The 26,254-nt window shown below is 71.7% G+C and carries 21 protein-coding genes; 13 read left to right on the top strand and 8 right to left on the bottom strand.

Annotated elements, in window-relative coordinates; genetic code table 11:
• Positions 1-97: 97 nt before the first annotated feature.
• The 5 genes from rimO to EV375_RS28905 all read left to right on the top strand — a co-directional run bounded on the left by rimO (position 98) and on the right by EV375_RS28905 (position 3,992).
• Positions 98-1,684: a 30S ribosomal protein S12 methylthiotransferase RimO gene (rimO, locus tag EV375_RS28925; protein ID WP_130302838.1), complete on the top strand. Its 1,587-nt coding sequence runs from the start codon at positions 98-100 to the stop codon at positions 1,682-1,684.
• On the top strand, positions 1,681-2,388 hold the full coding sequence (gene pgsA, locus EV375_RS28920; protein WP_130302837.1) for a CDP-diacylglycerol--glycerol-3-phosphate 3-phosphatidyltransferase: 708 nt from the start codon (positions 1,681-1,683) through the stop codon (positions 2,386-2,388). Before rimO ends, pgsA begins: the two co-directional genes overlap by 4 nt.
• Positions 2,385-2,951, top strand: coding sequence for a CinA family protein (locus EV375_RS28915; protein WP_130302836.1), 567 nt, complete (start codon positions 2,385-2,387; stop codon positions 2,949-2,951). Before pgsA ends, EV375_RS28915 begins: the two co-directional genes overlap by 4 nt.
• A 130-nt stretch (positions 2,952-3,081) precedes the next feature.
• Entirely contained in the window at positions 3,082-3,465 is a 384-nt protein-coding gene (locus EV375_RS28910) for a helix-turn-helix domain-containing protein (protein ID WP_028437492.1), read from the top strand.
• Between the two features lie 224 nt (positions 3,466-3,689).
• Entirely contained in the window at positions 3,690-3,992 is a 303-nt protein-coding gene (locus tag EV375_RS28905) for a hypothetical protein (RefSeq protein WP_130302835.1), read from the top strand.
• Between the two features lie 25 nt (positions 3,993-4,017).
• Here EV375_RS28905 and EV375_RS28900 read toward each other — a convergent pair whose 3' ends face one another.
• A complete protein-coding gene (locus EV375_RS28900) occupies positions 4,018-4,872 on the bottom strand; it encodes a DNA-formamidopyrimidine glycosylase family protein (RefSeq protein ID WP_130302834.1) in 855 nt (284 codons plus the stop codon).
• A 102-nt stretch (positions 4,873-4,974) separates the two neighbouring features.
• The gene (locus tag EV375_RS28895) at positions 4,975-9,732 is read right to left on the bottom strand and encodes an Lhr family ATP-dependent helicase (RefSeq protein WP_130302833.1); all 4,758 of its coding nucleotides are present in this window, start codon (positions 9,730-9,732) and stop codon (positions 4,975-4,977) included.
• Between the two features lie 48 nt (positions 9,733-9,780).
• On the opposite strand from EV375_RS28895, the gene EV375_RS28890 reads away from it, so the two are divergent.
• The 6 genes from EV375_RS28890 to recX all read left to right on the top strand — a co-directional run bounded on the left by EV375_RS28890 (position 9,781) and on the right by recX (position 14,415).
• Entirely contained in the window at positions 9,781-10,608 is an 828-nt protein-coding gene (locus EV375_RS28890; RefSeq protein WP_130302832.1) for an AraC family transcriptional regulator, read from the top strand.
• Between the two features lie 214 nt (positions 10,609-10,822).
• Positions 10,823-11,668 carry an AzlC family ABC transporter permease gene (locus EV375_RS28885; protein WP_130302960.1) on the top strand — a complete coding sequence of 282 codons (846 nt, stop codon included), beginning with the start codon at positions 10,823-10,825 and terminating at the stop codon, positions 11,666-11,668.
• Positions 11,665-11,979: an AzlD domain-containing protein gene (locus tag EV375_RS28880; RefSeq protein WP_130302831.1), complete on the top strand. Its 315-nt coding sequence runs from the start codon at positions 11,665-11,667 to the stop codon at positions 11,977-11,979. The genes EV375_RS28885 and EV375_RS28880 overlap by 4 nt, the downstream gene beginning before the upstream one ends.
• A gap of 51 nt (positions 11,980-12,030) precedes the next feature.
• The gene (locus EV375_RS28875) at positions 12,031-12,225 is read left to right on the top strand and encodes a DUF3046 domain-containing protein (RefSeq protein ID WP_055487867.1); all 195 of its coding nucleotides are present in this window, start codon (positions 12,031-12,033) and stop codon (positions 12,223-12,225) included.
• 243 nt (positions 12,226-12,468) lie between these two features.
• Positions 12,469-13,602, top strand: a complete 1,134-nt coding sequence (gene recA / locus EV375_RS28870; RefSeq protein ID WP_130302830.1) for a recombinase RecA — start codon at positions 12,469-12,471, stop codon at positions 13,600-13,602.
• 3 nt (positions 13,603-13,605) lie between these two features.
• Positions 13,606-14,415 carry a recombination regulator RecX gene (recX, locus tag EV375_RS28865; protein ID WP_130302829.1) on the top strand — a complete coding sequence of 270 codons (810 nt, stop codon included), beginning with the start codon at positions 13,606-13,608 and terminating at the stop codon, positions 14,413-14,415.
• A gap of 297 nt (positions 14,416-14,712) precedes the next feature.
• Here recX and EV375_RS28855 read toward each other — a convergent pair whose 3' ends face one another.
• The 5 genes from EV375_RS28855 to EV375_RS28835 form a co-directional block, all read right to left on the bottom strand.
• Positions 14,713-16,527 carry an FAD-dependent monooxygenase gene (locus EV375_RS28855; protein WP_130302827.1) on the bottom strand — a complete coding sequence of 605 codons (1,815 nt, stop codon included), beginning with the start codon at positions 16,525-16,527 and terminating at the stop codon, positions 14,713-14,715.
• A 243-nt stretch (positions 16,528-16,770) separates the two neighbouring features.
• The gene (locus tag EV375_RS28850) at positions 16,771-17,640 is read right to left on the bottom strand and encodes an amino acid ABC transporter permease (RefSeq protein WP_130302826.1); all 870 of its coding nucleotides are present in this window, start codon (positions 17,638-17,640) and stop codon (positions 16,771-16,773) included.
• Positions 17,637-18,284, bottom strand: a complete 648-nt coding sequence (locus tag EV375_RS28845; protein WP_130302825.1) for an amino acid ABC transporter permease — start codon at positions 18,282-18,284, stop codon at positions 17,637-17,639. The genes EV375_RS28850 and EV375_RS28845 overlap by 4 nt, the downstream gene beginning before the upstream one ends.
• Positions 18,285-18,434: 150 nt before the next feature.
• Complete coding sequence (locus EV375_RS28840) at positions 18,435-19,355, bottom strand: glutamate ABC transporter substrate-binding protein (protein ID WP_130302824.1); 921 nt, start codon at positions 19,353-19,355, stop codon at positions 18,435-18,437.
• 223 nt (positions 19,356-19,578) lie between these two features.
• Positions 19,579-20,355: an amino acid ABC transporter ATP-binding protein gene (locus EV375_RS28835; protein WP_130302823.1), complete on the bottom strand. Its 777-nt coding sequence runs from the start codon at positions 20,353-20,355 to the stop codon at positions 19,579-19,581.
• Between the two features lie 275 nt (positions 20,356-20,630).
• On the opposite strand from EV375_RS28835, the gene EV375_RS28830 reads away from it, so the two are divergent.
• Together EV375_RS28830 and EV375_RS28825 are read left to right on the top strand one after the other, a co-directional pair.
• A complete protein-coding gene (locus EV375_RS28830; protein ID WP_130302822.1) occupies positions 20,631-21,350 on the top strand; it encodes a response regulator transcription factor in 720 nt (239 codons plus the stop codon).
• A gap of 29 nt (positions 21,351-21,379) precedes the next feature.
• Complete coding sequence (locus EV375_RS28825; RefSeq protein ID WP_130302821.1) at positions 21,380-22,843, top strand: ATP-binding protein; 1,464 nt, start codon at positions 21,380-21,382, stop codon at positions 22,841-22,843.
• 232 nt (positions 22,844-23,075) lie between these two features.
• Here the strand turns inward: EV375_RS28825 and EV375_RS28820 are convergent, their stop codons facing one another.
• A complete protein-coding gene (locus tag EV375_RS28820) occupies positions 23,076-26,120 on the bottom strand; it encodes a glycoside hydrolase family 38 N-terminal domain-containing protein (protein WP_130302820.1) in 3,045 nt (1,014 codons plus the stop codon).
• Positions 26,121-26,254: the final 134 nt, after the last annotated feature.

Raw genomic sequence — 26,254 nt, 5'->3', positions numbered from 1 at the left:
TGCGACCGCGCAAGGACCCGGCCGGAGCGCGTCCCGCCCACCAGCCGCAGCATCACCTGCGGCCGGTGGACGGAACGCGACGAAGTACGCTGAGTCCATGCCCGAACGCCGCACCGTCGCCCTTGTCACGCTTGGATGCGCACGCAACGAAGTCGACTCCGAAGAGCTCGCAGGCCGCTTGGCGGCGGACGGCTGGGACCTCGTCGAAGAGGCCGCCGACGCCGACGTCGCGGTGGTCAACACCTGCGGTTTCGTCGAGGCCGCCAAGAAGGACTCCGTCGACGCGCTCCTCGAGGCCAACGACCTGAAGTCCGCAGCGGGTTCGGACGGCGGGGGCCGCACCAAGGCCGTCGTGGCCGTGGGCTGCATGGCGGAACGGTACGGCAAGGATCTCGCGGAAGCGCTGCCCGAGGCCGACGGTGTGCTCGGCTTCGACGACTACGCCGACATCTCCGACCGGTTGCAGACCATCCTCGGCGGAGGCGTGCACGCCCCGCACACCCCGAGGGACCGCCGCAAGCTGCTGCCCATCAGCCCCGCCGAGCGGCAGGGCGCCGATGGCGTCGCGCTGCCCGGCCACGGGTCCCGGGCGCCCGAAGGGCCCGAGGACCTCCCGGCTGGGGTCGCTCCGGCCTCCGGGCCCCGTGCGCCCCTGCGGCGGCGGCTGGACGGCAGCCCCGTCGCGTCCGTGAAACTGGCGTCGGGCTGCGACCGGCGGTGCTCGTTCTGCGCGATCCCCTCCTTCCGCGGCTCCTTCATCTCCCGTCGGCCCTCGGACGTACTGGACGAGACGCGCTGGCTGGCCGCACAGGGCGTGCGCGAGGTCATGCTCGTCTCCGAGAACAACACCTCCTACGGCAAGGACCTGGGCGACATCCGTCTCCTCGAGACGCTGCTGCCCGAGCTGGCCGCCGTCGAGGGCATCGAACGCGTCAGGGTCAGCTACCTGCAGCCGGCCGAGATGCGCCCCGACCTGATCGACGTACTGACGCAGACGGACAAGGTCGCCCCGTACTTCGACCTGTCCTTCCAGCACTCCGCCCCGGGCGTGCTGCGGGCGATGAGGCGCTTCGGCGACACTGACCGCTTCCTCGGGCTGCTGGAGACGATCAGATCCAAGTCGCCGCAGGCGGGAGTCCGTTCGAACTTCATCGTGGGATTCCCGGGCGAGAGCGAGTCCGACGTCGCCGAGCTGGAGCGTTTCCTGACCGAGGCCCGTCTGGATGCCGTCGGCGTCTTCGGGTACTCCGACGAGGACGGGACGGAGGCCGCGGGCTACGGGGACAAGAACGCCCCCGAGGTCGTCGCGGAACGCCTCGAGCGCCTCTCGCGGCTGGCGGAGGAGCTGACGGCGCAGCGTGCCGAGGAGCGTCTCGGGGAGACGGTGCGCGTACTCGTCGAGGCGGTCGAGACCGACGACGAAGGCGCGGTCGCCTCCGGCGGCGAGGCCCACGAGGCCGACGGGCCCGTGCTCGTCGGCCGCGCCGCGCACCAGGCGCCGGAGACGGACGGACAGGTGCTGCTGAGCGGAGGTCCCGCGCCGCTACGAGGCTCGGCGATCGGACGTATGGTCGAGGCGAAAGTGGTCGCCACAGAAGGCGTGGACCTCGTCGCGGAGCCTCTGCACGGCAGTGCCGAGGGACGCGACGAGGGCGGCGGAGGCAGCAAGGAGGCCGGCGGATGACAGGAGTCCCGGCCTCCGCGGCGAGCGGTGGTGCTATGGCCAAACCCCAGCACAAGCCCCAGCGCGAGCCCCTGCCCCCTGCCACCGCGGACGCGGTCCGCAGGGTGAGCCTGTGGAACATCGCCAACATCCTCACGATGGTGCGGCTGCTGCTCGTCCCCGCGTTCGTGACGCTGATGCTGTGGCAGGGCGGGCACGATCCCGTCTGGCGCTCGTTCGCCTGGGCCGCCTTCACGGTCGCCATGATCACGGACCTCTTCGACGGGGAACTGGCCCGCCGCTACGACCTCGTCACCGACTTCGGCAAGATCGCCGACCCCATCGCAGACAAGGCGATCATGGGGGCCGCTCTGGCCTGCCTTTCGGTCCTGGGCGACCTTCCCTGGTGGGTGACCGCCGTGATCCTCTTCCGGGAGCTGGGCATCACGGCGCTGCGCTTCTGGGTCATCCGGCACGGCGTGATCCCCGCCAGCAGGGGCGGCAAGCTCAAGACACTGGCACAGGGCGTCGCCGTGGGCATGTACGTGCTGGCGCTGACGGGACCGCTCGCCACCTTGCGCTGGTGGGCCATGGCGGTCGCCGTCCTGCTGACGGTCGTGACCGGGCTGGACTACGTCCGGCAGGCGATCGTGCTCCGCAGGGCAGGGCGTGCCCGGGAGCGGGAGGCACGAGGGGCGGGCCGGGCCGGGCAGGAGCGCGGATGACGGACGTCCCTGCGCCGGAGGAACGTGAAGAGGACTTCCTCGACCGGGCCGCGCATGTGCTGGAGCTTCTGGTGGAACGCGGGGAGTCCGTGGCCGTCGCCGAGTCGCTGACGGGAGGGATGGTGGCCGCCGAGTTCACTGCGGCACCGGGGTCCTCGCGGGCGTTCCGCGGCTCGGTGACGGCGTACGCGACCGACCTGAAGAGGGATCTGCTCGGCGTCGACGGAAAGCTGCTCGCCGAGCGGGGCGCCGTCGACGAGGACGTGGCACGGGCGATGGCCGAGGGCGTGAAAGCGGCACTGGGCGCTTCCTGGGGGCTGTCGACGACGGGGGTGGCCGGCCCGGACCCGCAGGACGGCAAGTCCGTCGGCACGGTCTTCACGGCCGTGGCCGGCCCGGACGGCGGGACGGTGTGCCGGGAACTGGATCTCGACGGGGACCGCGCGGAGATCCGCAGGGGGAGCGTGACGGGCGCCGTGGCGCTGTTGCACGACGAACTGGCCGGGAATGCGCGGAGGAAGGATAAGGAACATGACGGGGGGAATGGTTGTTTGCAGCCCTGAGTGAACACGACATCGCTCCCCGCACGGGCCCAGCCCGAGGCGGTACGGTGGAGCCTGAAGGATTCACGCCCGATGGGGTGGTGGGTATCAAGCTGTGGAAGACGCCGCGCGTTGAGAGGGAGGAGCACCGATGATTCTGCTCCGTCGCCTGCTGGGTGACGTGCTGCGTCGGCAGCGCCAGCGCCAGGGCCGTACCCTGCGCGAAGTCTCTTCATCTGCCCGGGTTTCGCTCGGGTATCTCTCCGAGGTAGAGCGCGGTCAGAAGGAAGCTTCCTCCGAGCTGCTGTCCTCGATCTGCGACGCGCTGGACGTTCGGATGTCCGAGCTCATGCGGGAAGTCAGCGACGAGCTGGCACTCGCGGAGCTGGCCGAATCCGCTGCGAGCGAGACCGTGCCCGCCCCGATGCGGCGTACCGTGCTCAACCCGATCTCCGTGACTTCCGTCACAGGAGTTCCGGAGGAGCGTGTGACGATCAAGGCGCCCGCGGAGGCCGTCGACGTCGTCGCGGCCTGACGCGAGTCCCGCAGGGATGACACGGGAGTTCACCGAGAGGCCCCGCCGGTTCGCCGGCGGGGCCTCTCGGCGTCGTGGGGCCGTCGGAGCCGGTGCGGGCCGGCCTGCGGGACCGTGATGCGCGGCAGAACGCACTGATGCCGCTCTGCTGTCGCGCGGTCGCACGGAGTGCGCGACGATGGACCGAGCGTGACCAGCAACCGGCGTGTCCGGGAGGTGCGGAGATGACGGGGTGCATACGGCGGCTGCCCGTGCGCCGGGCCCTGATGGCCGTGGCCGTCGCGGCGGGTGTGTGGCTGGTGTGGCGGCTCATAGCCCCGGGTGCCCCTCCGGCAGCCGCGATGGCAGCGGTGCTCGGCTGGGGGCTGGGCCTGATACCCGTCCATGTGACGTTCTCAACTCCCCGTCAGCAGGCCCCGAGCAGGGCGGTACGGCGGCCCGCACAGACCTACCGGCACGAAGTGATGCGGCGAACAGCGGAGCGGGACACACGAGTTCGCTGGTCGCGCGAGCCGGACAAGGGCTGACTGCGGGGAACATGCACGCGAAGGGTCAGCGGGAGACCGGTCCGGAAGGTGGCGTTCCGGGCTCGTCGGGGTGCGGACCCGGCTGGCAGCGGGGGCAGTAGAAGGCGGTGCGGGGGCGGTCCGCCGGTCCGTGCGATCCCGTGCGCACGGTGGTGCCGCAGCGGTGGCAGGGGCGGCCGACGCGCCCGTACACCCACAGCGCCCGGTCGCGGTCCGAACGGGCGGGGGCGTGCGTCGTACGGCGGTCGAATCGCTCCTTGTTGGCGTCGAGGAGATTGTGCGCCGCGGCGAGAAGTTTCCCGAGGCGCGGCGGCGGAAGCTCACCGAGGGGAGCCCAGGGCGAACTGCCCGCGAGGAAGCACAGTTCGGCCGCGTAGACGTTGCCGATACCGGCGAGGTTGCGCTGGTCCAGCAGCGCTTCGACGAGGGGGCGGCCCGGCTCCGTCAGAAGGCGGCGCAGGGCCTCCTGCGCGTCCCAGTCCGGGCCGAGGAGATCCGGCCCCAGATGTCCGATAGCCCCCGACTCCTCGTCGGTGCGCAGCAGTTCGAGGACGGGGAGACGGTAGCCGGTCGCCGTGGCGGTGGCCGTCGCCAGGACAGCACGGATCTGATGAGCGGGACCGCTGCCACCGCGCGCGGGACGCTGCGGGGTGCTGACGCGCCATGAGCCCTCCATCCCGAGATGCGAGTGGATGGTCACGCCGCCCTCGACGCGGATGAGGATGTGCTTGCCGCGTGGCGCCGCTTCGAGGGCCCGCCGTCCGCTGAGATCCGCCGTCGCGAACCGGGGGACCCGGAAATCGGTCCGCGTGAGGGCCTGCCCGGCCAGCGCCTCGTCCAGCCGGCGGGCGGTGTACCAGACGGTGTCTCCTTCGGGCATGGGCTCATCCTCGCAACGGGCGGCAGCGGCCGGAGCGGGACGCGGCCGGTGGAACGCCGACTCCCCGTGCCGCGCGGCCGGTTGAATCCGGCCGTTTTTCTGTCACCGGGCCCGCAGGCGGAGCCCGCGCGGAGTGGCGTGGAAGCCCGCGCTCTCCAGGAGGCTGCCGAAGGGCGAGGAGAGCGCGGGAATCCCGTTCACGCGCTCCACGGTGACCGTGCCGAGAGCGCCGTCCAGCGCCGCACGCGCCAGGGCCTCGGCCGCGGTGCCGGGGGCCGGCACCCCGCCGGCGGCCATGAGGTCGTCGCCAGGGGTGTGGCCCGGCTCTGACGTGCCCGGCCACACGAGCAGCGTCTTACCGCCCCGCTCCATGTAGATGGTCAGTTCACCGTCGACGAGGACGACCACCGCCCCCGCCTTGCGGCCGGGCTTGTGCGTGGCACCCTCCGGAGGGTCGGGCCAGGGGAGGGCCGCCCCGTAGGCGTTCGCCGGGTCGGCGGCGGCCAGGACGACGGCGCGGAAATGCTGGTCGCGCTCGCGGGCCGTGTGCACTGCGCGCAGTCTGTCGATTGCACCGTCCATCGCGAACTGGGCCGCTCCGAGGCCCTCCACGACATAGCCGCGCCGCGCCTGGCCGCTCTCCTCGAACGCGGCCAGCACCCTGTAGGCGGCGGAGAAGCCGCCCTCCACGCCCTCCGCCGACACCGCACCCCGGGTGACGATGCCGTGCCGGTCCAGGAGCGTGCGAGCCAGGGCATGCGCCCGGTGCGTCGCGTCCGTCTCGGCGGGCGGCAGCAGCGACCAGCGGCCCGCGACCGTCGGCGGGCCGTTGCGGGAGGCCGTCGGCCGGTTCGTGCCGCTGCGGGTGGCGGCGGCGGTGAGGGAGCCGTAACGCCCGCGCGGGACGGCACGCTTGGCGCGGTGAGCCGTCGAGCCCGCCGTACGCCCCGAGCCCAGGAGCGCCCGGAGCGGAGCCAGCGTGTCGTTGGACACCCGGCCGGACCACGCCAGATCCCACAGGGCGTCCGCGAGTTGAGGGTCCGTCGCCTCCGGGCCGGACGCCGCGCGCACCTGGTCGGCGATCTGACGGAAGAACAGGCCGTACCCGGGAGCGAGGGCGTCCAGTACGGCCTGGTGAAGCGGCGTCAGCTCCAGCGGCAGCGGCGGTGGAAGGAGCAGCCCCGCCGTGTCGGCCGGATACAGCGAGAGCCAGCCGTCCTTGCCGGGCAGCGAACCCGCACCGGCCCAGAGGACCTCGCCGGAAGTGGTGAGTTCGTCGAGCATGCCGGGGCCGTAGTCGCGCACGCGGCCCGGCAGCACCAGCCTCTCCAGAGCCGAGGCGGGCACCGGCGCGCCCTGCAACTGCTCGACGGTACGCATCAGTCCGTCGATGCCGCGTACGCTGCCGCCGCCCGGAGCAGAGACGTGCTGCCACTGCGGAAGGAACGCCGCGAGCGCGGAAGCCGGCACCGGCTCCAGCTCCTGGCGCAGCGCGGCCAGCGACCGGCGGCGCAGCCGGCGCAGCACGCCCGGGTCGCACCACTCCTGGCCCACCCCGGCGGGGTGGAACTCGCCCTGCACAAGGCGCCCGCCCGCCGCCAGCCTCTGGAGCGCGCCCTCCGCGACGGCGGTGCCCAGCCCGAAGTGCGCCGCCGCGTCGGCTGAGACGAAGGGGCCGTGCGTACGGGCGTAACGGGCGAGCAGGTCGCCGAGGGGGTCCGGCACCGGCTCGGTGAACGCCTCCGGGACGCCCACCGGGAGCGCCACCCCCAGCGCGTCGCGCAGCCGGCCCGCGTCCTCCACGGCGGCGAAGCGCTCCTCCCCGGCGACACGGACGCGGATCGCCCGGCGGGCGGCTTCCAGCTCCTCGGCCCACCCCTGGTCCGCTCCGCGCTCCCGCAGTGCCTCCGGCGTCAGCGGGCCCAGCAGCCGGAGGACGTCGGCCACACCCTCGGCATCCTTGACGCGCCGGTCCTCACTGAGCCACTGCAGCTCGCGCTCCAGCTCCGCCAGCACCTCCGCGTCGAGCAGTTCACGCAGCTCCGCCTGGCCGAGCAGCTCCGCCAGCAGCCGCGAGTCCAGCGACAGGGCAGCCGCGCGGCGCTCCGCCAGGGGGGAATCGCCCTCGTAGAGGTACTGCGCGACGTAGCCGAACAGCAGGGACCGGGCGAAGGGCGACGGGTCAGTGGTGGTCACCTCGACCACGCGGACCCTGCGCGCCTCGATGTCGCCCATCAGCTCCGACAGACCCGGCACGTCGAACACGTCCTGGAGGCATTCCCGCACCGCTTCCAGCACGATCGGGAACGAACCGAACTCCGAGGCCACCTGGAGGAGTTGGGCGGCCCGCTGCCGCTGCTGCCACAACGGGGTGCGCTTGCCGGGGTTGCGGCGCGGCAGCAGGAGCGCACGGGCGGCGCACTCGCGGAAGCGGGCGGCGAAGAGAGCGGAGCCGCCGACCTGGTCCGTGACGATCTGCTCCACGTCGCCCGCGTCGAAGAGGACGTCGGACACACCGACCGGGGCCTGCCCGTCGTCGAAGGCCGCCCCGCCCCCGGACGGCTGCCCGGCCGCGGCCTCCTCCAGCAGATCCAGACCCATCAGATCGGCGTCGGGGAGGCGCAGGACGAGGCCGTCGTCGGCGTGCATGACCTGGGCGTCCATGCCGTACCGCTCGGTGAGACGGGCACCGAGGGCGAGCGCCCACGGCGCGTGCACCTGCGCGCCGAAGGGGGAGTGCACGACGATCCGCCAGTCGCCCAGCTCGTCGCGGAAGCGCTCGACCACGATCGTCCGGTCGTCGGGGACGTGGCCGCACGCGCTGCGCTGCTCCTCGAGGTAGGTGAGCAGATTGCCGACGGCCAGTTCGTCGAGCCCGGCCGCGGACAGCCGCTCACGGGCGGCCTCCGCGCCGAGCGAGCCGACCTCGCGCAGGAACGCCCCCAGAGCGCGACCCAACTCCAGCGGACGGCCCAGCTGATCGCCCTTCCAGAAGGGCAGCCGCCCCGGCACACCCGGAGCCGGTGTGACGAGGACGCGGTCGCGGGTGATGTCCTCGATCCGCCAGGAGGTCGTGCCCAGCGTGAAGACGTCGCCCACGCGGGACTCGTAGACCATCTCCTCGTCCAGCTCGCCGACCCGGCCGCCGCCCTTCTTCGGGTCGGCACCCGCGAGGAAGACGCCGAAGAGACCCCGGTCGGGGATGGTGCCTCCGGAGGTGACGGCGAGGCGCTGGGCACCGGGTCTGCCGCTGACGGTCTGCGCCACCCGGTCCCACACGAGCCGTGGCCGCAGCTCGGCGAAGGCGTCGGAGGGATAGCGCCCCGCGAGCATGTCCAGCACTGCGTGGTACGCCGAATCGGGAAGCGAGGCGAACGGTGCCGCGCGGCGCACGAGCAGCAGCAGCTCCTCCACGTCCCACGTGTCGACGGAGACCATCGCGACCACCTGCTGCGCCAGCACGTCCAGCGGGTTGGCCGGGATGCGCAACGCCTCGATGGCGCCTTCGCGCATCCGCTCCGTGACCACGGCCGACTGCACCAGATCACCCCGGTACTTGGGGAAGACCACACCGGCCGAGACGGCACCGACCTGGTGGCCCGCGCGGCCCACACGCTGCAGCCCCGACGCGACCGACGGCGGCGACTCCACCTGGACGACCAGGTCGACGGCGCCCATGTCGATGCCCAGCTCCAAGCTGGAGGTGGCGACCACGGCGGGCAGCCGGCCCGATTTCAGCTCCTCCTCGACCTGGGCACGCTGGTCCTTGGAGACGGAGCCGTGGTGCGCACGGGCCAGCAGGGGAGGGGCGCCCTTAGCCGATCCCGCCTCGGCCATCAGCTCCGCGGGCGAATGGTGCTCGGGCATGGGCTCGCCTGTGGCGCGCTCGTACGCGATCTCGTTGAGCCGGTTGCACAGACGCTCCGCGAGACGGCGGGAGTTGGCGAAGACGATCGTCGAGCGGTGCGCCTGCACGAGATCGGCGATGCGCTCCTCGACCGAGGGCCAGATCGAGGGCTTGCCGCCACCCCCGGGGCCGCCGCCGCCCGCGGCGGCGGCGTTGTCCTGCGCGGGGGAGCTGCCCAGTTCGCCCATGTCCTCGACCGGCACCACCACCGAGAGGTCGAACTCCTTGCCGGACGGCGGCTGCACGACGGTCGCCTTGCGCTGCGGCGAGAGGAAACGCGCCACCTCGTCCACGGGACGGACCGTCGCGGACAGCCCGATGCGCCGTGCGGGGCGCTCCAGCAGCTCGTCCAACCGCTCCAGGGACAGGGCAAGATGAGCACCGCGCTTGGTGCCCGCCACCGCGTGCACCTCGTCCAGGATCACCGTCTCGACGCCGGAGAGGGCGTCCCGGGCCGCGGAGGTGAGCATCAGGAAGAGCGACTCGGGCGTCGTGATCATGATGTCGGGCGGGCGGCGGGCCAGCGAGCGCCGCTCGGCGGCGGGCGTGTCACCGGAGCGGATGCCGACCCTGATGTCCGGCTCGGGCCGACCGAGACGCAGCGACTCCTGGCGGATGCCCGTCAGCGGACTGCGCAGATTGCGCTCCACGTCGACCGCGAGTGCCTTCAGGGGTGAGACGTACAGCACGCGGCAGCGCTTGAGCGGGTCCGCGGGCGGCGGAGTGGAGGCCAGCCTGTCGAGCGAGGCGAGGAACGCGGCCAGGGTCTTCCCCGAGCCGGTGGGCGCCACGACCAGCGCGTCCGACTCCTCGGCCAGCGCGCGCCAGGCCCCTGCCTGGGCGGACGTGGGCGCGGTGAAGGCCCCCGTGAACCAGGCCCTGGTCGCGGGAGAGAAGACATCGAGTGCCGAGGCCGGCGAGGGGCCCGGCGGCGTCTGACCCATGGTCCCCATCGTGCACCTCGCCGCTGACAACGCCGCACCGCGGCGCAGAATGGGCCCATGGGGACGGGTGAGAGCGCGCGGCACTGGCGGCATCCGCAGCTGCCGGAGGTCGACCTTCTGCGGGCCCGCTACCTGCGCAAGACCTTCGCCAGGCACACCCACGACGCCTATGTGATCGGGGCCGTCGCCGAGGGTGTGGAGGCGTTCGTGCTGGGCGGTGCCGAGCACCGCGCCGTGCCGGGCCGGCTCGCGCTGATCAACCCCGGCGTTCCGCACTCGGCGCACGCGGGAAGCCCGGAGGGCTGGAGCTACGACGTGCTCTACCCCGCACCCGCGCTGGTCGCCCGCACGGCCGCCGAGACGACGTCGCTCCGCGGGACGCCCGGCTTCCTCACCACGGTCGCCGACGATCCCGAGGGCGCCGCGCTCGTCGCTCGTGTGCACCGTGCCGCCGAGGCCGGGCAGGCGCTCGCCGCGGACAGCCTGATGCGGATCGTCATCGTCCGGCTGCTGCGGCGGTACGGAGGCCCGCTCCCGTCCCGTCCGGTCGCCACGGCGGGGTCCCGCACGGCCGAGCGGGCCCGCGCCGTCCTGGAGGAGCGGATGGCGGACCCTCCCACCCTGGAGGCTCTCGCGGGCGAGCTGGACACCGGCACCTTCTCGCTGCTGCGCGCGTACCGCGAGCGGTACGGGATGCCGCCGCACGCCTGGCTGACCGACGCCCGCGTCCACCGGGCACGCCGGCTGCTCGACGCGGGTGTGCCGCCGGCGCAGGCCGCTGCCGCGGTGGGGTTCACGGACCAGTCGCATCTCAGCCGCCACTTCGGGCGCATCGTGGGTGTGCCGCCCGGCGCGTACCAGCGTGAGCGTCTGCAGCCGGACTGAAGCCCGGCCGAACCGGCCGCGAAGCGGGGCCGGTGCCCCGCGGCCGGTGATGGTCGTGATGACGCGGGTGCGAGCGTGGTCACGTTTGCGTGCAAGAACGTACAAGACCGCCGTCGGCCGTCGTGGTTAGCGTGGGGCCGTGCTCGAACAGAAGAACGTCTCGCAGTCCGCCGGCCACCGGCCGTCCCGCCCACGGCACGACGACCGGGCCGTCGTGCGCGACGCCCTGGGCGTGGGCGTCGCCGTCGGGCTCTCCGGGTTCGCCTTCGGGGTGACGGCGGCAGGTGCGGGCATCAGCCTGCCGCAGACGTGCGCGCTCAGCCTGTTCGTCTTCACCGGCGCCTCGCAGTTCGCTCTCGTCGGTGCGCTCGCGGCGGGGGCGAGCCCGCTCACCGCCGCCGCCGGAGCCTTCTTCCTGGGCGTGCGGAACGCCTTCTACGGACTGCGGCTCGCGACGTTGCTGCGGCTGCCCGGTGCGATACGTCCCCTCGCCGCCCACATGGTGGTCGACGAGACGGCGGCGGTGACCCTCGCGCAGCGCACGCGGCGGGGAGCGCGGATCGGCTTCACCGTCACGGGCGTGACGCTCTTCGTGCTGTGGAACCTCACCACGCTGCTCGGGGCGCTGGGTGCCGGCGCACTGGGCGACACCAAGACCTGGGGCCTGGACGCGGCGGGGCCCGCGGTCTTCCTCGCGCTGCTGGCTCCGATGCTCCGCACCGCGGCCGCGCGCGCGACGGCCGCTCTCGCGGTCGCTCTCGGACTCGGGCTGCTGCCCGTGCTTCCGGGTGGCGTGCCGGTGCTGCTCGCGGCGCTGGCGGCACCGGCGGTGCTGCTGCTGCGGGGGCGTGCGGATCAGGAGCGGAACCGGGAGCGGGAGGCGGCTCCGGAGGAGGAGCCGGGCCGGGAGCAGGAGCGGGCACTGGAGAAGCCGGACCAGGAGCGGGAGGCGGCTCCGGAGCAGGGCCCGGAGGGCGCGGCAGGGCCGGAAGCCGGCCGGGGCACCGGTACCGGCGCCCCGGCCGGGGACGGCGGGCGGACGGGGGTGGAGCGGCGATGAGCGTCTGGATCGCGATCGGCGCGACGGCGCTGGGCTGTTACGCGGCGAAGCTGCTGGGGCTGTCGGTGCCGGAGGGAATGCTGGAACGCCCGGTCGTCAAGCGGCTGGTGACGCTGCTTCCGGTCGCGCTGCTCGCCGCGCTGACGGCGCAGCAGACCTTCAGCGAGGGCGGCGCGCTGCTGCTGGACGCGAAGGCCGCGGGCCTGGCCGCGGCCGCGGTGGTGCTGCTTTTCCGGGCGCCCTTCCTGGTCGTGATCGCGGCGGCGGTACTGGTCACCGCGGCCGTGCGGGCCCTGGGCTGGGCACCGTGAGCGGAGCGGTGGGCGGACGGCCTGGCCCGCAACGGGCTGGATACTGGTCTCATGCGGTTGACGGACTTCTGGCAGCGGATGGCGGACCACTTCGGCGAGTCCTACGCCGACTCCTTCGCACGTGACCATGTGATGGCGGGACTCGGCGGCCGTACGGTCCGCGAGGCCCTGGACGCCGGCTGGGACGCGAAGGACGTCTGGCGAGTCGTGTGTGCCGTGATGGATGTGCCCGCAGAGAAGAGGTGACCGGCCCGTCCCGTTGCGGCCGTGTCTGCTGAACTCGCCCTTTTGAAGGGGTATTTCGGGAGTTTTCCACAGACTTGCGGAGCGCCTTGACGTCAAAATCGAACATCGATTCTTATGGAGGCCCTGGCGGGTTCTCCCGCTCCCGCCTTCCCGGCCGGGGGCAGGCAGCCGGACCGATTGTCAGTGGCAGGCGCTAGCGTCTTGGACGTGAAGCGATCGACTCAAGCAAACCGGGTGGCACCCATGGCAGGAACCGACCGCGAGAAGGCGCTCGAAACCGCCCTCGCGCAGATTGAACGGCAGTTCGGCAAGGGCGCCGTGATGCGCATGGGGGAGCGGCCGAACGAGCCGGTCGAGGTCATCCCCACAGGGTCCACCGCCCTCGATGTGGCTCTCGGCGTCGGGGGTCTCCCGCGCGGCCGAGTGGTGGAGGTGTACGGGCCGGAGTCCTCCGGCAAGACGACCCTGACGTTGCACGCGGTGGCCAACGCCCAGAAGGGCGGCGGCACTGTCGCGTTCGTCGACGCCGAGCACGCGCTCGATCCCGAGTACGCGAAGAAGCTCGGTGTGGACACGGACGCGCTGATCCTCTCCCAGCCGGACAACGGCGAACAGGCGCTGGAAATCACGGACATGCTCATCCGCTCCGGCGCGCTCGACCTGATCGTCATCGACTCCGTCGCCGCGCTCGTTCCGCGTGCGGAGATCGAGGGCGAGATGGGCGACTCGCACGTGGGTCTCCAGGCCCGGCTGATGAGCCAGGCGCTGCGGAAGATCACGGGCGCGCTCAGTCACTCCAAGACCACGGCGATCTTCATCAACCAGCTGCGCGAGAAGGTCGGCGTGATGTTCGGCTCGCCCGAGACGACGACGGGCGGCCGGGCGCTGAAGTTCTACGCCTCCGTTCGGCTCGACATCCGCCGGATCGAGACGCTCAAGGACGGCACGGACGCGGTGGGCAACCGCACCCGCGTCAAGGTCGTCAAGAACAAGGTCGCCCCGCCCTTCAAGCAGGCCGAGTTCGACATCCTCTACGGACAGGGCATCAGCCGTGAGGGCGGGCTGATCGACATGGGCGTGGAGAACGGCTTCATCCGCAAGTCCGGCGCCTGGTACACGTACGAGGGCGATCAGCTGGGCCAGGGCAAGGAGAACTCCCGCAACTTCCTGCGGGACAACCCCGACCTGGCCAACGAGATCGAGAAGAAGATCAAGGAGAAGCTGGGCATCGGATTGGCGCCGGAGGAGCCGGGCGGCGAGCCCGGTGCCGATGCCGCCGGCGCTGCGGCGCCCCCGGTGGACGGTGCCGCCGACGCGGCCAAGACGGCCCCCGCGCCGAAGGCGAGGGCTCCCAAGTCCGCTGCCGCGAAGAGCTGATCCGTGACACGGCGCACCCCATGGCCGGTCCAGGAAGACAGCGGTGGCTCCACTTCGTCGAGGGCCGGGGCGGGGCCACCGCGTACGACACGCACCTCACGCAGGCGTGCGTCCGGCGGTCGCCGCCCCGGTGACGAGGGGCTGCCGGGCGACGCCGAAGAGGGGGGCGAGTTCCCCGGCCAGGAGGGCGGGGGCCGGCCGGGTGAGCAGACCGGCGGGCGCGCTTCTCAGGAAGGCGGCGACGAAGCCCCGGAGGGGGACGACGGCGGCCCTCCGTCCGGGCATGCCCAGGACGGGGGCCCGGAGCAGGATCCGGCGGAGCGTGCGCGCGCGATCTGCCTGAGACTGCTCACCGGTACGCCGCGGACGAGACGGCAGCTCGCCGATGCGCTGCGCAAGCGGGAGATCCCCGACGAGGCCGCCGAGGAGGTGCTCTCCCGCTTCGAGGAGGTCGGGCTGATCGACGACGTGGCCTTCGCCGACGCGTGGGTCGAGTCCCGGCACCACAGCCGTGGTCTCGCCCGCCGGGCGCTGGCCCGTGAACTGCGCACCAAGGGTGTTGAACCGCAGGTCGTCGAGAACGCCGTCGGGCAGCTCGACGCCGAGCGTGAGGCGGAGACGGCACGTGCGCTGGTCGAGGGGAAGCTGCGCTCCACCAGGGGGCTCGACCGGGAGAAGCGCATACGTCGGCTCGCGGGGATGCTTGCCCGCAGGGGGTACGGCGAAGGCCTGGCGCTGCATGTGGTGCGGAAGGCGCTGGAGGAAGAGGGCGAGGACCCGGAGGCGCTGGACCGGTATCTGCCGGAGGACTGAGGCGGAGTTCGCGCTTCCGGCCGCGTCCCGTCCGGCCGTGTCCCGTTCGCCCCGCCCCGGCGCCTACGCACGCACACCCCCGGGAGCCCGGCCCGCACCGAGGCGCCCGCCGGCCAGCGCCTCAGATCCCCGCGCCTCAGGCCAGCGCCTCAGATCCCCGTGCCTCAGGCCAGCGCCTCAGATCCCCGTGCCTCAGGTCCCCGTGCCTCAGGTCCCCGTGCCTCAGGTCCCCGTGCCTCAGGTCCCCGTGCCTCAGGTCCCCGTGCCTCAGGTCCCCACGCCTCAGATCCCCGCGCCTCAGGTCTGGGTCTGCCGCCGCGCCCCGCGGTACGCGTCCGGCTGCTTGCCGGGGAGGGCGCCGCCGCGCACCGCGTCGGCGCACGCCCGCAGGTGTGCGGTGCGCGGCCCGGGCAGGGCCGCCACCAGATGACCGTCGGGCCGTATGACCAGCACGGTGTGGGCTGCCGCGCCGGGGTACTGCTCCGTCACCAGCAGCTGTGCCTTCAGCGGCAACGCCTCCACCGCGGCGGCCAGTTCGGGCATCATCCCCGCTGACAGCCAGTGGCGGCTGTCCCACACGGCCGTTCCTGGCGCGACGAGCAGCACCAGAAGTTCACTGCCCGAACCGCACAGTTGCCCGCGCAGGCTCCCGCGTGCCCCGTCCATCGCGATCACCGGTACGTCGTCCACGGGCGCACCGGGCGGCGTGTCCACCCGCACGGTTTCGACCGCGCCGTGCGGCGGGGTGAGCGGCGAGCGCCGGTAGGTGGCCGGCGCTCCCAGCAGTCCCCGCCCCAGATGCCCGTCCGTGAGCAGCTCCATCGGCGTGCGGGCGCCGCCGCCGGGCAGCATCGACCGAAGGCCGCCGCCTTCCCGCCGCACCACCGGCAGTGCCTGGTCGACGGCGCGCAGCCGGGCTCCGACGGCTCCTCGCCGCTCCGACTCGTAGCTGTCGAGAAGCACGTCGACCGCGTCACGGTCGGTGCGGGCCCCCCGTACACCGTTCGCCTCGTGCCAGGCCAGGGCGAGCTTCCAGGCGAGGTTGGCGACGTCGCGCAGCCCCTCGTCCACGGACTGGACGCCGAGCGCGCCGACGAGGTGGGCCGCGTCGCCGGCCAGGAACGTACGTTCCACACGCCACCGGCGTGCGAGCCGCTGGTGCGAGGTGTGGACGCCGGTGTCGAGGAGTTCGTACCGCACGGCCTCACCCGCGCCGGTGACCTCGCCACCGCGTCCGCGCGCGCCTCCTCCGTGCCACAGTCCGAGGGTGTCCTGCACGCGTTCCAACAGCGCCTCGGGCGTGACGAGTTCGCCGCGGGGCGGGAGCAGCCAGTCGAGCCGCCACACGCCGTCGGGCAGCGGCCGGGCCGTCACCTCGGCCTGTGGCCTGCCTGCCCGGTTCCCGCTTCCCGCACCCAGTTCACGGTGGAGCAGCGCCTGTTGCTCCCACGGCAGCTCCGCGCGGAGTGCCGCCACGGCGTGACGTTCCACCGCGGTGCGTCCCGCGAATCCGACTCCCAAAAGTTTCCGCACAGTTGACCGTGCGCCGTCGCAGCCGACCAGGTAGCTCCCGCGCCACCATGTGCCGCCGCGGCCGGCACCCGCGCCTCTGCGGGCCTCCCGTCCGGCGGCCGCGGTGTCTGTGCCGTCACCCGCGTCCTGGCCGTGGGCGGGAGCGGCCGAACCGCGCGGCCGCGTGTGCGCGGTGACGCCTGCCGCGTCCTGTTCGATGAGATCGACATGGCTGCGCGTGACGACGTGGGCGAGCTTCTCCCGTGCGAGCGCGGCGCGCAGCCCGCGCTCCAGAGCGTGCTGCTCCACGTGGACGGGTGAGGTCTCGTCGGTCAACTCGACGTCCTGCACGAGCTGCTGGCGCCGCCGCGTGCTCCAGCGCGTCCAGCGGACGCCGGGAACGGCGGCGTGCGGCGTCGCCATCGACGCCAGCCACGAGGCGGTGTCGGGGCGCAGCACGCAGCTGCGGGAGGCTCGTCGGGTGACCTCGCCGTCGCTGTTGTCCAGCACGAGTGAGGGGACACCGGACCTGGCGAGCGCGAGTGACAGGGCGAGCCCTGCCGGCCCGGCGCCGACGACGATGACTTCGGACTCGCTCACGCGCCGGTCCCCGTGCGGCGCGAGACACCGTGAACCGCTTGGCCCGCGCACGCGGTTGAGGAGGGAAAAGCCGGAACGGGTGGAGCACAGCGCGCGATCACAAACGTATGCAACCCAGTGCCGGGTCACCCGTCAAGCTGAGCCGGAACGGCGGGAGCGGCGGCCCGGACACATGGTGACAAGTCCGGTCCGCCGCTCCGGCGGCTGCTCCCCCGCGGCCGCCGCGTCAGGTCGGGCCCCGCGTCAGGCCGGGGGCCCGGCGTTTGCGCCCTCGGGGGTCGCGGTCTGCGCCTCGGCCACCTTGATGCCTGTCTTGGCGCGGCGGCCGCGCTTCTCGATCCAGTTGGCGACCGCGGAGAGCGCGAGGCACAGGGCGACGTAGATGGCGCCGAAGACGAGCACGACCGGCACGTACGGGTTCTCCCCGTCGACCAGGATGGTGTTGGCCATCTGCCGCCCGGCGTAGAGGAGTTCCTCGTAGGTGATGACGAAGCCGAGTGAGGTGTCCTTGAGCGTGACGACGAGCTGGCTGACGATCGTCGGCAGCATGGACCGGACGGCCTGCGGGATGAGGACCGTCGTCATCACCTGGGTCTTGCTCATGCCCAGGGCGTACGCGGCCTCGCTCTGGCCCCTCGGCACGGCGAGGATGCCGGCGCGCAGCACCTCGGCCTGCACCGCCCCGTTGTAGAGCGTGAGACCGATGACGACGGCCCACAGCGGCTCATTGGTGAAGAAGCCGACCCACAGCACGTAGATGGTGATCAGCAGGGGAACGGCGCGGAAGAGCTCGATGACTCCGGTCGCGACCCAGCTGACGGGTTTGTGATCGGACAGCCGCCCCACGGCCAGCACCACGGCGAGCACCAGCGACAGCACGCCCGCCATCGCGAACGCCTGAAGGGTGCTGACGAGTCCCTCGACGATCGAGTTGCGCACTCCGGCGTAGTTGAAGATGTCCCACATCGCCCCGTCGAGCTGGCCCTTGGCGGCCAGCCGGTAGACGATGAAGGCGATCAGCGCCACCAGCGCGGCGGAGCCTATGACGGCGTAAGTGCGGTTGCGTGCGCGGGCCTTGGGCCCCGGCGCGTCGAAGAGTACGGACGAGCTCATCGGGCGACCTCCAGCCTGCGCTCAAGCAGCCGGAAGAAACCGCTGATGAGGAAGACGAGCACGAGGTAGGCGAGGGCCACCCAGACGAAGATGACCATGACGTTGTAGCCCTTGTCGCTCAGCACCTTCTGGACGCTGAAGAGTTCGGGGTTGTTGAAGGCGCCGGCGATGGCGGAGTTCTTCGTGAGCGCGATCATGATGCTGCTCAGCGGGGGGAGCACGGTCCGGGTCGCCTGCGGCAGCACGATCATGCGGAGCGTCTGCACGAAGGTCATGCCCAGGCTGCGCGCGGCCTCTGCCTGGCCCATCGGCACCGTGCTGATGCCGGAGCGCACGGCCTCGCAGACGAACGACGAGGTGTAGAAGCCGAGTGCGAGTACGCCCAGGATGTAGGAACTGATTCCGGGGAAGACGATCTGCGGCAGTACGAAGAAGGCCACGAGGAACAGCAGCGTCAGCGGCGTGTTCCGCAGCAGCGTCACCCACGCGGTGCCGAACGCGCGCAGCGGCGGCACCGGCGAGACCCGGAAGCCGGCTATGAGCACGCCGAGTATGAGCGCGAGCGCGGCACTGGCCGCGGTCAGAGAGACCGTTCCTATGAATCCGTCACGGAACAGGTCCAGATGGTCGAGCAGAACATTCATGGGGTCTCCGCAGGGCGGTCAGGGAAAGCCGCGTCCCGTACGCCCGCCCGCGCGGGCGGGCGTACGGGACGCGGTGCGGCGCCGGCCTGCCGGTCAGGCGTGACCGCCGCGCGAGGTGGTCGAGCGTCGGGCCGGCCGTAGGCCGAGCTGTCAGCCGCGCTCCAGGGCCGGGGGCTCCTCGAACTTCGAACCGGAGCGGCCCAGCGTCGCGTCGTAGGCCTTCTTGTAGCTGCCGTCCTTCTGGTGCGCCTCGACGGCGTCGAGCACCGCATTCTGCAGCTCCGTGTCGCCCTTCTTCAGGCCGATGCCGTACGGCTCGTCGCTGAAGGTCTCGCCGACGACCTTCAGCTTGGTGGGACGCTCGGCCGCGTAGCCCTTGAGGATGGCGTCGTCGGTGGTCATCGCGTCGACCTGGCCGTCGAGCAGCTGCTTGACGCAGTCGGTGTACTTGCCGAACTCGACGGTCTCGGCACCGTACTTGGACTTGTTGTCCTTGATGTTCTGCAGCGGCGTCGAGCCGGTGACGGAGCAGACCTTCTTGCCCTTGATGCTGTCCGGGCCCTTGATCGACTTCTCGTCCTTGCGGACCAGGAGGTCCTGACCGGCCATGTAGTACGGGCCGGCGAAGGACACCTGCTTCTTGCGCTCGTCGTTGATGGTGTACGTACCGACCATCAGGTCGACCTGGCCCTTGGAGATCGCGGTCTCGCGGACGGAGGAGTCGATGGTCTTGAACTGGATGTCCTTCTCGCCGAAGCCGAGGTCGGCGGCGACCATCTTCGCGACCTCGATGTCGAAGCCCTCGTACTTCTTGGACGAGGGGTCCTGGAAGCCGAGGTAGGGCTGGTCGGACTTGGCGCCGATGATCAGCTTGCCCCGCTTCTGTGCCTTCTTCAGCACGGGCGAGTCGACCTTGACGTCCTTGGCGACCTCGTACTTCGGCAGCGCCTTGGTGTCCGTGTCGCCGCCCGGCTTGTCGCCGGCGGGGCCTTCCTTGCCTCCGCAGGCGGTGGCGGAGAGGGCGAGAGTGAGGACCACGGCCGCCGAGGCGGCTGTCTTACGGAACTTCATGATGGGCATCCCTTGCTCGGTGTTCTGCTGGTCGGCGGTCGTTGCACAGCCGGTCGTGCGGGTCGCAAGTCCTGCGGGCCCGCTGCCTGGGTCTCCGGCCTCCCTGCTGCCGGTGGGTGGCAGCCGGACGGCGTCGGACCGGGCGGCGCGTGGACCGGCGGGCCGTTGCGGGGGGCGTCTTGGATCTGGATCGGATCTGCTCGGAACTCCGCTCAGCGTCACGTCAGTGGTGAAGGATCTTCGCCAGGAAGTCCTTCGCCCGGTCACTGCGGGGGTTGTTGAAGAACTGGTCCGGTGTCGCCTCCTCGACGATCCGGCCGTCCGACATGAAGACGACACGGTTGGCAGCCGAGCGTGCGAAGCCCATCTCGTGTGTGACGACGACCATGGTCATGCCCTCGTCGGCGAGCTGCTTCATCACCTCGAGGACCTCGTTGATCATCTCCGGGTCGAGCGCCGACGTGGGCTCGTCGAAGAGCATCACCTTGGGGTCCATGGCGAGCGCGCGGGCGATGGCCACCCGCTGCTGCTGACCTCCGGAGAGCTGGGCGGGGTACTTGTCGGCCTGGTTGCCGACACCGACGCGGTCCAGCAGCGCGCGCGCCTTCTGCTCCGCCTTCTGCTTGTCGGTGCGGCGGACCTTGGTCTGCCCGAGCATCACGTTCTCCAGCACCGTCTTGTGTGCGAAGAGGTTGAACGCCTGGAAGACCATGCCGACGTCCGCGCGAAGCTTGGCCAGCGGTTTCCCCTCCTGGGGCAGCGGCTTGCCGTCGATCGAGATGCTGCCGGAGTCGACCGTCTCGAGACGGTTGATGGTGCGGCACAGCGTGGACTTGCCCGACCCGGAAGGTCCGATGACGACGACGACCTCTCCTCGCGCGATGGTCAGGTCGATGTCCTGGAGCACATGCAGCGCACCGAAGTGCTTGTTGACGTTGTCCAGTACGACCAGATCGTCCGCGGCCGGCGCGGCGTCCTTGGTCACCGATACTTCGCTCATCGGCGTGTAGCTCCGTCCTCGTCGGTTGCGAGGACACTAATGAGCGACGGCCGCCAGCGTCATTACATCTGAGGGGAAATTGAGCATAACGATCCCGTCGCGGAACGGACCCGGCCCCGCTGTGACCTCGGAATCCGTACTCGGTCGTACCGGCTGCATAACAGAAGCCCGCGAGCGACCGGGAGCCCCTTGACTCACCTGCGCCGATGGGGGTTGATGCAATGCTGCGGTATTTCCGCCGCGGACCCGGACCGGCATCACGGAGGGAGGCCCGAGTGAGGTTGCTGCTCGTCGAGGACGACATTCACGTCGCCACGGCGCTCTCGGCCGTGCTCGGGCGCCATGGCTTCGACGTGGTGCACGCCCGCAGCGGCGAGGAGGCGCTGCGTGAGCTGCTGCCCTCGGACGACGTGGCTCCCTTCGGTGTCGTGCTCCTCGACCTCGGCCTCCCGGACCAGGACGGCTTCGAGGTGTGCGGCCGCATAAGGAAGATCAGCTCGACGCCCGTGATCATGGTGACGGCGCGCGGCGGCGTACGGTCCCGCATCCACGGCCTCAACCTCGGCGCCGACGACTACGTGGTCAAGCCGTACGACACCGGGGAGCTGCTGGCCCGCATCCACGCGGTGAGCCGCCGCGCGGCCCCCGAGGAGAGCGCCGAGACGGTCCGCGACGAGGGCACGCAGGGGGAGAGCACCCTCCGGGTCGGCGCCGTCACCATCGAGCTGCCCACGCGGAAGGTGTGCGTCGACGGCGACTCCGTGGCGCTGACGCGCAAGGAGTTCGACGTGCTGGCCCTGCTCGCGCAGCGCCCCGGCGTCGTCTTCCGGCGCGAGCAGATCATCAGCGAGGTCTGGCGCACCAGCTGGGAGGGCACCGGGCGGACGCTGGAGGTGCATGTGGCGTCGCTGCGCTCCAAGCTGCGCCTGCCCGCGCTGATCGAGACCGTACGGGGCGTCGGTTACCGTCTCGTCGAGCCTCAGCAGACGGTCTAGGCACAGCGGAGCGGGGGCCGGAAGAGACCATGCATGCCCGTCTGCTGCCACTGCTGATCTTTCTGCTCACCGGTGTGCTGCTGGCCCTCGGCTTTCCGCTCGCCATGAGCCAGGCCGCCACCGAGCAGCAGCGCGTCGTCGTCGACCGCATCGACGACACGGCACGGTTCGCCGCCCTCGCCCAGTTCGTGACCTCCTCGCCCGACGAGGGCGAGCGCCGCGCCATACTCCAGGACGAGCTGGACCGCTACCACTCCCTCTACGGCATCCGGGTCGGCGTCTTCCTCCGCGACGGGCGCGCCCTGGGCGTCTCGCCCGGCGGCTGGCAGGTGTCCGACTCCGTGGAGGGCGCCGACGCCTTCGACGAGGCGCTCGCGGGACGCCGCAGCCACGACCCGGCGCAGGTCTGGCCCTGGCAGCAGGAGCGCATCGCCGTCGCATCGCCGGTCATCCGGGACGGTGACGTGGCCGCCGTCGTGCTCACGGAGTCACCGACCGGGCAGCTGCGCTCACGCATCCTTCAGGGCTGGCTCCCGATCATCGCGGGCGAGGCCGCGGCGATGCTGCTCGCCGTCGGGCTCGCGCTGCGCCTGACGGGCTGGGTGCTGCGTCCGGTGAGGACGCTGGACCGTGCCGCGCACGAGATCGCCGTCGGAGAGTTCAAGTCCCGCGTCGCCGCGTCGGGCGGCCCGCCCGAGCTTCGCCGCCTGGCCCGTTCGTTCAACGAGATGGCCGACAACGTCGAGGGGGTGCTGGAGCAGCAGCGCGCGTTCGTCGCCGACGCCTCGCACCAACTGCGCAACCCGCTCTCCGCACTGCTGCTGCGCATCGAGCTCCTCGGCCTCGAAATGCCCGAGGCGGACGAGGAGTTCAAGTCCGTTCAGGCCGAGGGGAACCGTCTGGCGCGGGTGCTGGACGACCTTCTCGACCTGGCCCTCGCCGAGCACTCCTCCGCCGATCTGCGGCTGACGGACGTGGCGGAGGTGGCGGCCGAGCGCGTGGAGGCGTGGCTGCCGGTCGCCGAGATCAAGGGCGTGGTGCTGGAGTCGGCGGGTCCTCAGGCAGTGACCGGGTGGGCCGACCCCATCGCACTCTCCAGCGCCCTGGACGCCGTGGTCGACAACGCGATCAAGTTCACGCCGGAGGGCGAGAGGGTCACGGTGAGCGTCTCCAGGGACGGCGAGAGCGTCGTCGTGGAGGTCGCCGACCACGGCCCCGGGCTCAGCGAGGACGAGATGGAACGCATCGGAGACCGCTTCTGGCGCAGCAGCCGGCACCAGAACATCTCCGGCTCGGGGCTCGGGCTGTCCATCACCAGGGCGCTGCTCGCGTCGGGCGGGGGGAACCTCGCGTACGTGCACAACGAGCCGAAGGGCCTGCGCGTCCTCATCACCGTGCCGCGCAGCCGCCCGACGACGGACGACGAGGAGACGCACGGGCAGGCTGTCTCACTCATCAAGCGGCCGCCGGTGCGCGCCGACGCGGACAGCTGACACTCACGCGGTGTGCGCCGGAGCGGACGCCTGACACCGATCCGCGGCGCCGGCACCTGACACTGCGTCGGACACGTCTTGTCCGACGCCTGCGTCCCACGCCTCGGGCCGCCCGCGTCGGCGCCCGGGACGATGCGCCGCCACGCGAACGGCCCGGCCGCGGAAGGCGGTTCGCCCCCGCGGCCGGGCCGTTCGCGCACGCCGTGTCCAGGGGCTGTCCGGCGGACAGGCCCTACTGCCCCTTCGCCCTCGCGAAACGCAGCGTGAGGATCTGGAACGGGCGCAGGACGACCTCCACGGACCCGTCCGCGGACAGCTCGTGCGCCGCGGCATCCGGCAGCGGACGCTCCAGCAGGTCCGTCTCGCTCACCGACGTGACCGGCGTCCCCGCCGTGAGCACCGCGCGTGCGCGCCCGCCGTGCGACTCGTACAGGCGGACCACCAGATCGCCGCTGCGGTCGTCCGCCAGCTTGAGCGCCTCGACGACCACCTGGTCGTTGTCGACGCCGACAAGCGGTGCGACCGTGCCGCCGGCTCCCTGCACCGTGCGTTCCGGCAGGTTGATCCAGTGGCCCTCCCGCACCGCGTCGCCCACGGTCGCGCCCGGCGCGAGCGCGAACCGCAGCCGGTGCGAGCCCTGGTCGGTCTCCGGGTCCGGGTAGCGGGGCGCGCGCAGCAGCGAGAGCCGCACCGTGGTGGTCTGGCCGCCGTCGTCGCGGACTGTACGGGTCACGTCGTGCCCGTACGTCGAGTCGTTGACGACCGCCGCACCCCACCCCGGCTCCTCGACCTGGAGCCAGCGGTGCGCGCAGATCTCGAACTTCGCCGACTCCCACGAGGTGTTGGTGTGCGTCGGACGGAAGACGTGCCCGAACTGCGTCTCGGACGCGGAACGGTCCGCCTTCACATCCAGCGGGAAGGCGGCCTTGAGGAACATCTCGCTCTCGTGCCAGTCCACTTCGGTGTCGACGTCCAGCACCTTCGAACCGGCGCGCAGAGTCAGCCGCTGCACCACGCTCGAAGCGCCGAAGGAACGCGCGACGCGTACGGTGGCCCGCTCCTCGCCGGACTCGGACAGCTCCAGCTCGTCCGTGCCGGTCAGGTCGGTGACGTTGTGCCGGTAGAAGGAGTCCACGTCCCAGGCGTCCCAGTGGTTGGGCAGATCCGGGTGCACCTGGAGCAGGTTGGCCGCCTCACCGGGGGCGACGCTCTCGCGGCGGGCGTCCTCGTCGTACGCGGAGACGACCAGGCCCCGCCCGTCCACCTCGATCCGCAGCAGCCCGTTGGCCAGCACCCAGCCGCCGCCGGGCCGTTCCTCCGCGGTGACGGGCGTCCCGCCGGTGCGCTCGCCTGCGGGTGCCGCACCGCCCGCGGCCACGCGGTCGCGCGCGTGCGGCGCGGCGTTGAAGACGACCGGGACGTCGCCCTCGCCCGCCAGAGCGGACTGCGCCGCCGCGATGATCTCCTCCAGCTCCGCCCGCACGCGCGCGTACGTCTCGCGTGCCTCGCGGTGCACCCAGGCGATCGACGAGCCGGGCAGGATGTCGTGGAACTGGTGCAGCAGCACCGTCTTCCAGATCTCGTCCAGCTGCTCGTACGGGTAGGTGTGCCCGGTGCGCACGGCTGCCGTCGCCGCCCACAACTCGGCCTCACGCAGCAGGGACTCGCTGTGCCGGTTGCCCTGCTTGGTCTTCGCCTGCGACGTGTAGGTGCCGCGGTGCAGCTCCAGGTACAGCTCTCCGGCCCACACCGGCGCCTTCTGCCCGTACTCCTCGTGCGCCTTGGAGAAGAAGGCCGACGGCTTCTCGACGGTCACCCGAGGTGAGCCCTCCAGGTCCTTCAGCCGCTCCGCCCGCGCCAGCATCTCGCGCGTCGATCCGCCGCCGCCGTCGCCCCAGCCGAACGGCGCGAGTGAACGCGAACCGCTGCCCTTCTCCTGGTAGTTGCGGGCGGCGTGCGCCATCTCGGCGCCGCCCAGGTCGGAGTTGTAGGTGTCGACGGGCGGGAAGTGCGTGAAGACGCGCGTGCCGTCGATGCCCTCCCACCAGAAGGTGTGGTGCGGGAACTTGTTCGTCTCGCTCCACGAGATCTTCTGCGTCAGGAACCACTTCGCCCCCGCCAGCTTCACGATCTGCGGCATCGCGGCGGTGTATCCGAAGGAGTCCGGCAGCCACACCTCCTTCGTCTCGACGCCGAACTCCTCCAGGAAGAAGCGCTTTCCGTAGACGAACTGCCGGGCCATGGCCTCGCCGCCGACCATGTTCGTGTCGGACTCGACCCACATGCCGCCCACCGGCACGAACTGGCCGTCCGCCACCTTCTTCTTGACCTTCGCGTAGACCTCGGGCCGGTAGTTCTTGATCCATTCCAGCTGCTGGGCCGAGGACATGGCGAAGACGAACTCCGGGTGGTCGTCCATGAGGTTGACCATGTTCGACGCCGTACGGGCCACCTTCCGCACGGTCTCGCGCAGTGGCCACAGCCATGCGGAGTCGATGTGCGCGTGCCCGACGGCGCTGATGCGGTGCGCGGAGGGACGGGCAGGAGTGGAGAGCACGTCGCTGAGCGCGGCCCGCGCACGGGCGGCGTTGCCAACGATGTCATGAACGCCGAGAGCGTCCAGCGCATCCTCGATGGCACGCAGCAGCTCCCACCGCCGCGCGTCCTCCAGCGGCAGCTCCCGCATCAGCGACCCGGTCACCTCCAGGTCCTGCACCAGCTCCCACACCTCGGCCTCGAAGACGGCGAGGTCCATCCGCCGCAGCCGGTACAGCGGACGGTCGCTGGAAGTGAGCCTGTCGCCCTGGTACGTCGGCGTCTGCGGCGTGTTGACGATCGGGTTCGCCGCCGCCTCGACGAACAGCTCCACCTCCTCGCCGCCGGCGGCCGCTTCCGCGATGCGCACCCAGTCGTTGCGGGGGTTGAGCGCCTTGACTGCCTCACCGTCCGCCCGGTAGATCAGGCCCTCGCACTGGAAGCCCGGCATGTTCCGGTCGAAGCCCAGATCCAGCACCGCCTCGACGGTGCGGCCCTGCCACTCCTCCGGCACGCGCCCCGTGACCTTGAACCATGTCGTACCCCAGGCGGGGCCCCACCGCTCACCGGCCTTCGACGGCCCGTACGTCGCGGCAAGCCCCTCCGCCACCGGCACGGGCTCTCCGGGGACGTCCCACCGCTCGACGGTCAGAGGCAAGGGGCTGCTGTATACGGCGGGCTTGATGCGCTCGGCCAGGACACGGCGAAGGCGGTCCTCGACGATGCGGCGGTCGTCGTGCATGGCGGCTGCTCCGATCTAAGGGTCCTCGGGTCCTCGTTACGTTCGACCTGGTGAGGAGCCTGCCATCATGCGGGCCGCGGCGACAGCGTTGTGTTTCAGCCTGCGGTGGCGTATTGGACGAACCGCTCAGTACC

The sequence above is a fragment of the Streptomyces sp. CNZ301 genome (genome assembly GCF_004217425.1).
This window is presented reverse-complemented; position numbering and strand designations above follow the sequence as displayed.

What these genes read in the sequence shown, in the direction of transcription:
- rimO (WP_130302838.1), top strand. Translation starts at nt 98, where the DNA reads ATGCCCGAACGCCGCACCGTCGCCCTTGTCACGCTTGGATGCGCACGC.
- pgsA (WP_130302837.1), top strand. Translation starts at nt 1,681, where the DNA reads ATGACAGGAGTCCCGGCCTCCGCGGCGAGCGGTGGTGCTATGGCCAAA.
- EV375_RS28915 (WP_130302836.1), top strand. Translation starts at nt 2,385, where the DNA reads ATGACGGACGTCCCTGCGCCGGAGGAACGTGAAGAGGACTTCCTCGAC.
- EV375_RS28910 (WP_028437492.1), top strand. Translation starts at nt 3,082, where the DNA reads ATGATTCTGCTCCGTCGCCTGCTGGGTGACGTGCTGCGTCGGCAGCGC.
- EV375_RS28905 (WP_130302835.1), top strand. Translation starts at nt 3,690, where the DNA reads ATGACGGGGTGCATACGGCGGCTGCCCGTGCGCCGGGCCCTGATGGCC.
- EV375_RS28900 (WP_130302834.1), bottom strand. Translation starts at nt 4,872, where the DNA reads ATGCCCGAAGGAGACACCGTCTGGTACACCGCCCGCCGGCTGGACGAG.
- EV375_RS28895 (WP_130302833.1), bottom strand. Translation starts at nt 9,732, where the DNA reads ATGGGGACCATGGGTCAGACGCCGCCGGGCCCCTCGCCGGCCTCGGCA.
- EV375_RS28890 (WP_130302832.1), top strand. Translation starts at nt 9,781, where the DNA reads ATGGGGACGGGTGAGAGCGCGCGGCACTGGCGGCATCCGCAGCTGCCG.
- EV375_RS28880 (WP_130302831.1), top strand. Translation starts at nt 11,665, where the DNA reads ATGAGCGTCTGGATCGCGATCGGCGCGACGGCGCTGGGCTGTTACGCG.
- EV375_RS28875 (WP_055487867.1), top strand. Translation starts at nt 12,031, where the DNA reads ATGCGGTTGACGGACTTCTGGCAGCGGATGGCGGACCACTTCGGCGAG.
- recA (WP_130302830.1), top strand. Translation starts at nt 12,469, where the DNA reads ATGGCAGGAACCGACCGCGAGAAGGCGCTCGAAACCGCCCTCGCGCAG.
- EV375_RS28850 (WP_130302826.1), bottom strand. Translation starts at nt 17,640, where the DNA reads ATGAGCTCGTCCGTACTCTTCGACGCGCCGGGGCCCAAGGCCCGCGCA.
- EV375_RS28845 (WP_130302825.1), bottom strand. Translation starts at nt 18,284, where the DNA reads ATGAATGTTCTGCTCGACCATCTGGACCTGTTCCGTGACGGATTCATA.
- EV375_RS28840 (WP_130302824.1), bottom strand. Translation starts at nt 19,355, where the DNA reads ATGAAGTTCCGTAAGACAGCCGCCTCGGCGGCCGTGGTCCTCACTCTC.
- EV375_RS28835 (WP_130302823.1), bottom strand. Translation starts at nt 20,355, where the DNA reads ATGAGCGAAGTATCGGTGACCAAGGACGCCGCGCCGGCCGCGGACGAT.
- EV375_RS28825 (WP_130302821.1), top strand. Translation starts at nt 21,380, where the DNA reads ATGCATGCCCGTCTGCTGCCACTGCTGATCTTTCTGCTCACCGGTGTG.
- EV375_RS28820 (WP_130302820.1), bottom strand. Translation starts at nt 26,120, where the DNA reads ATGCACGACGACCGCCGCATCGTCGAGGACCGCCTTCGCCGTGTCCTG.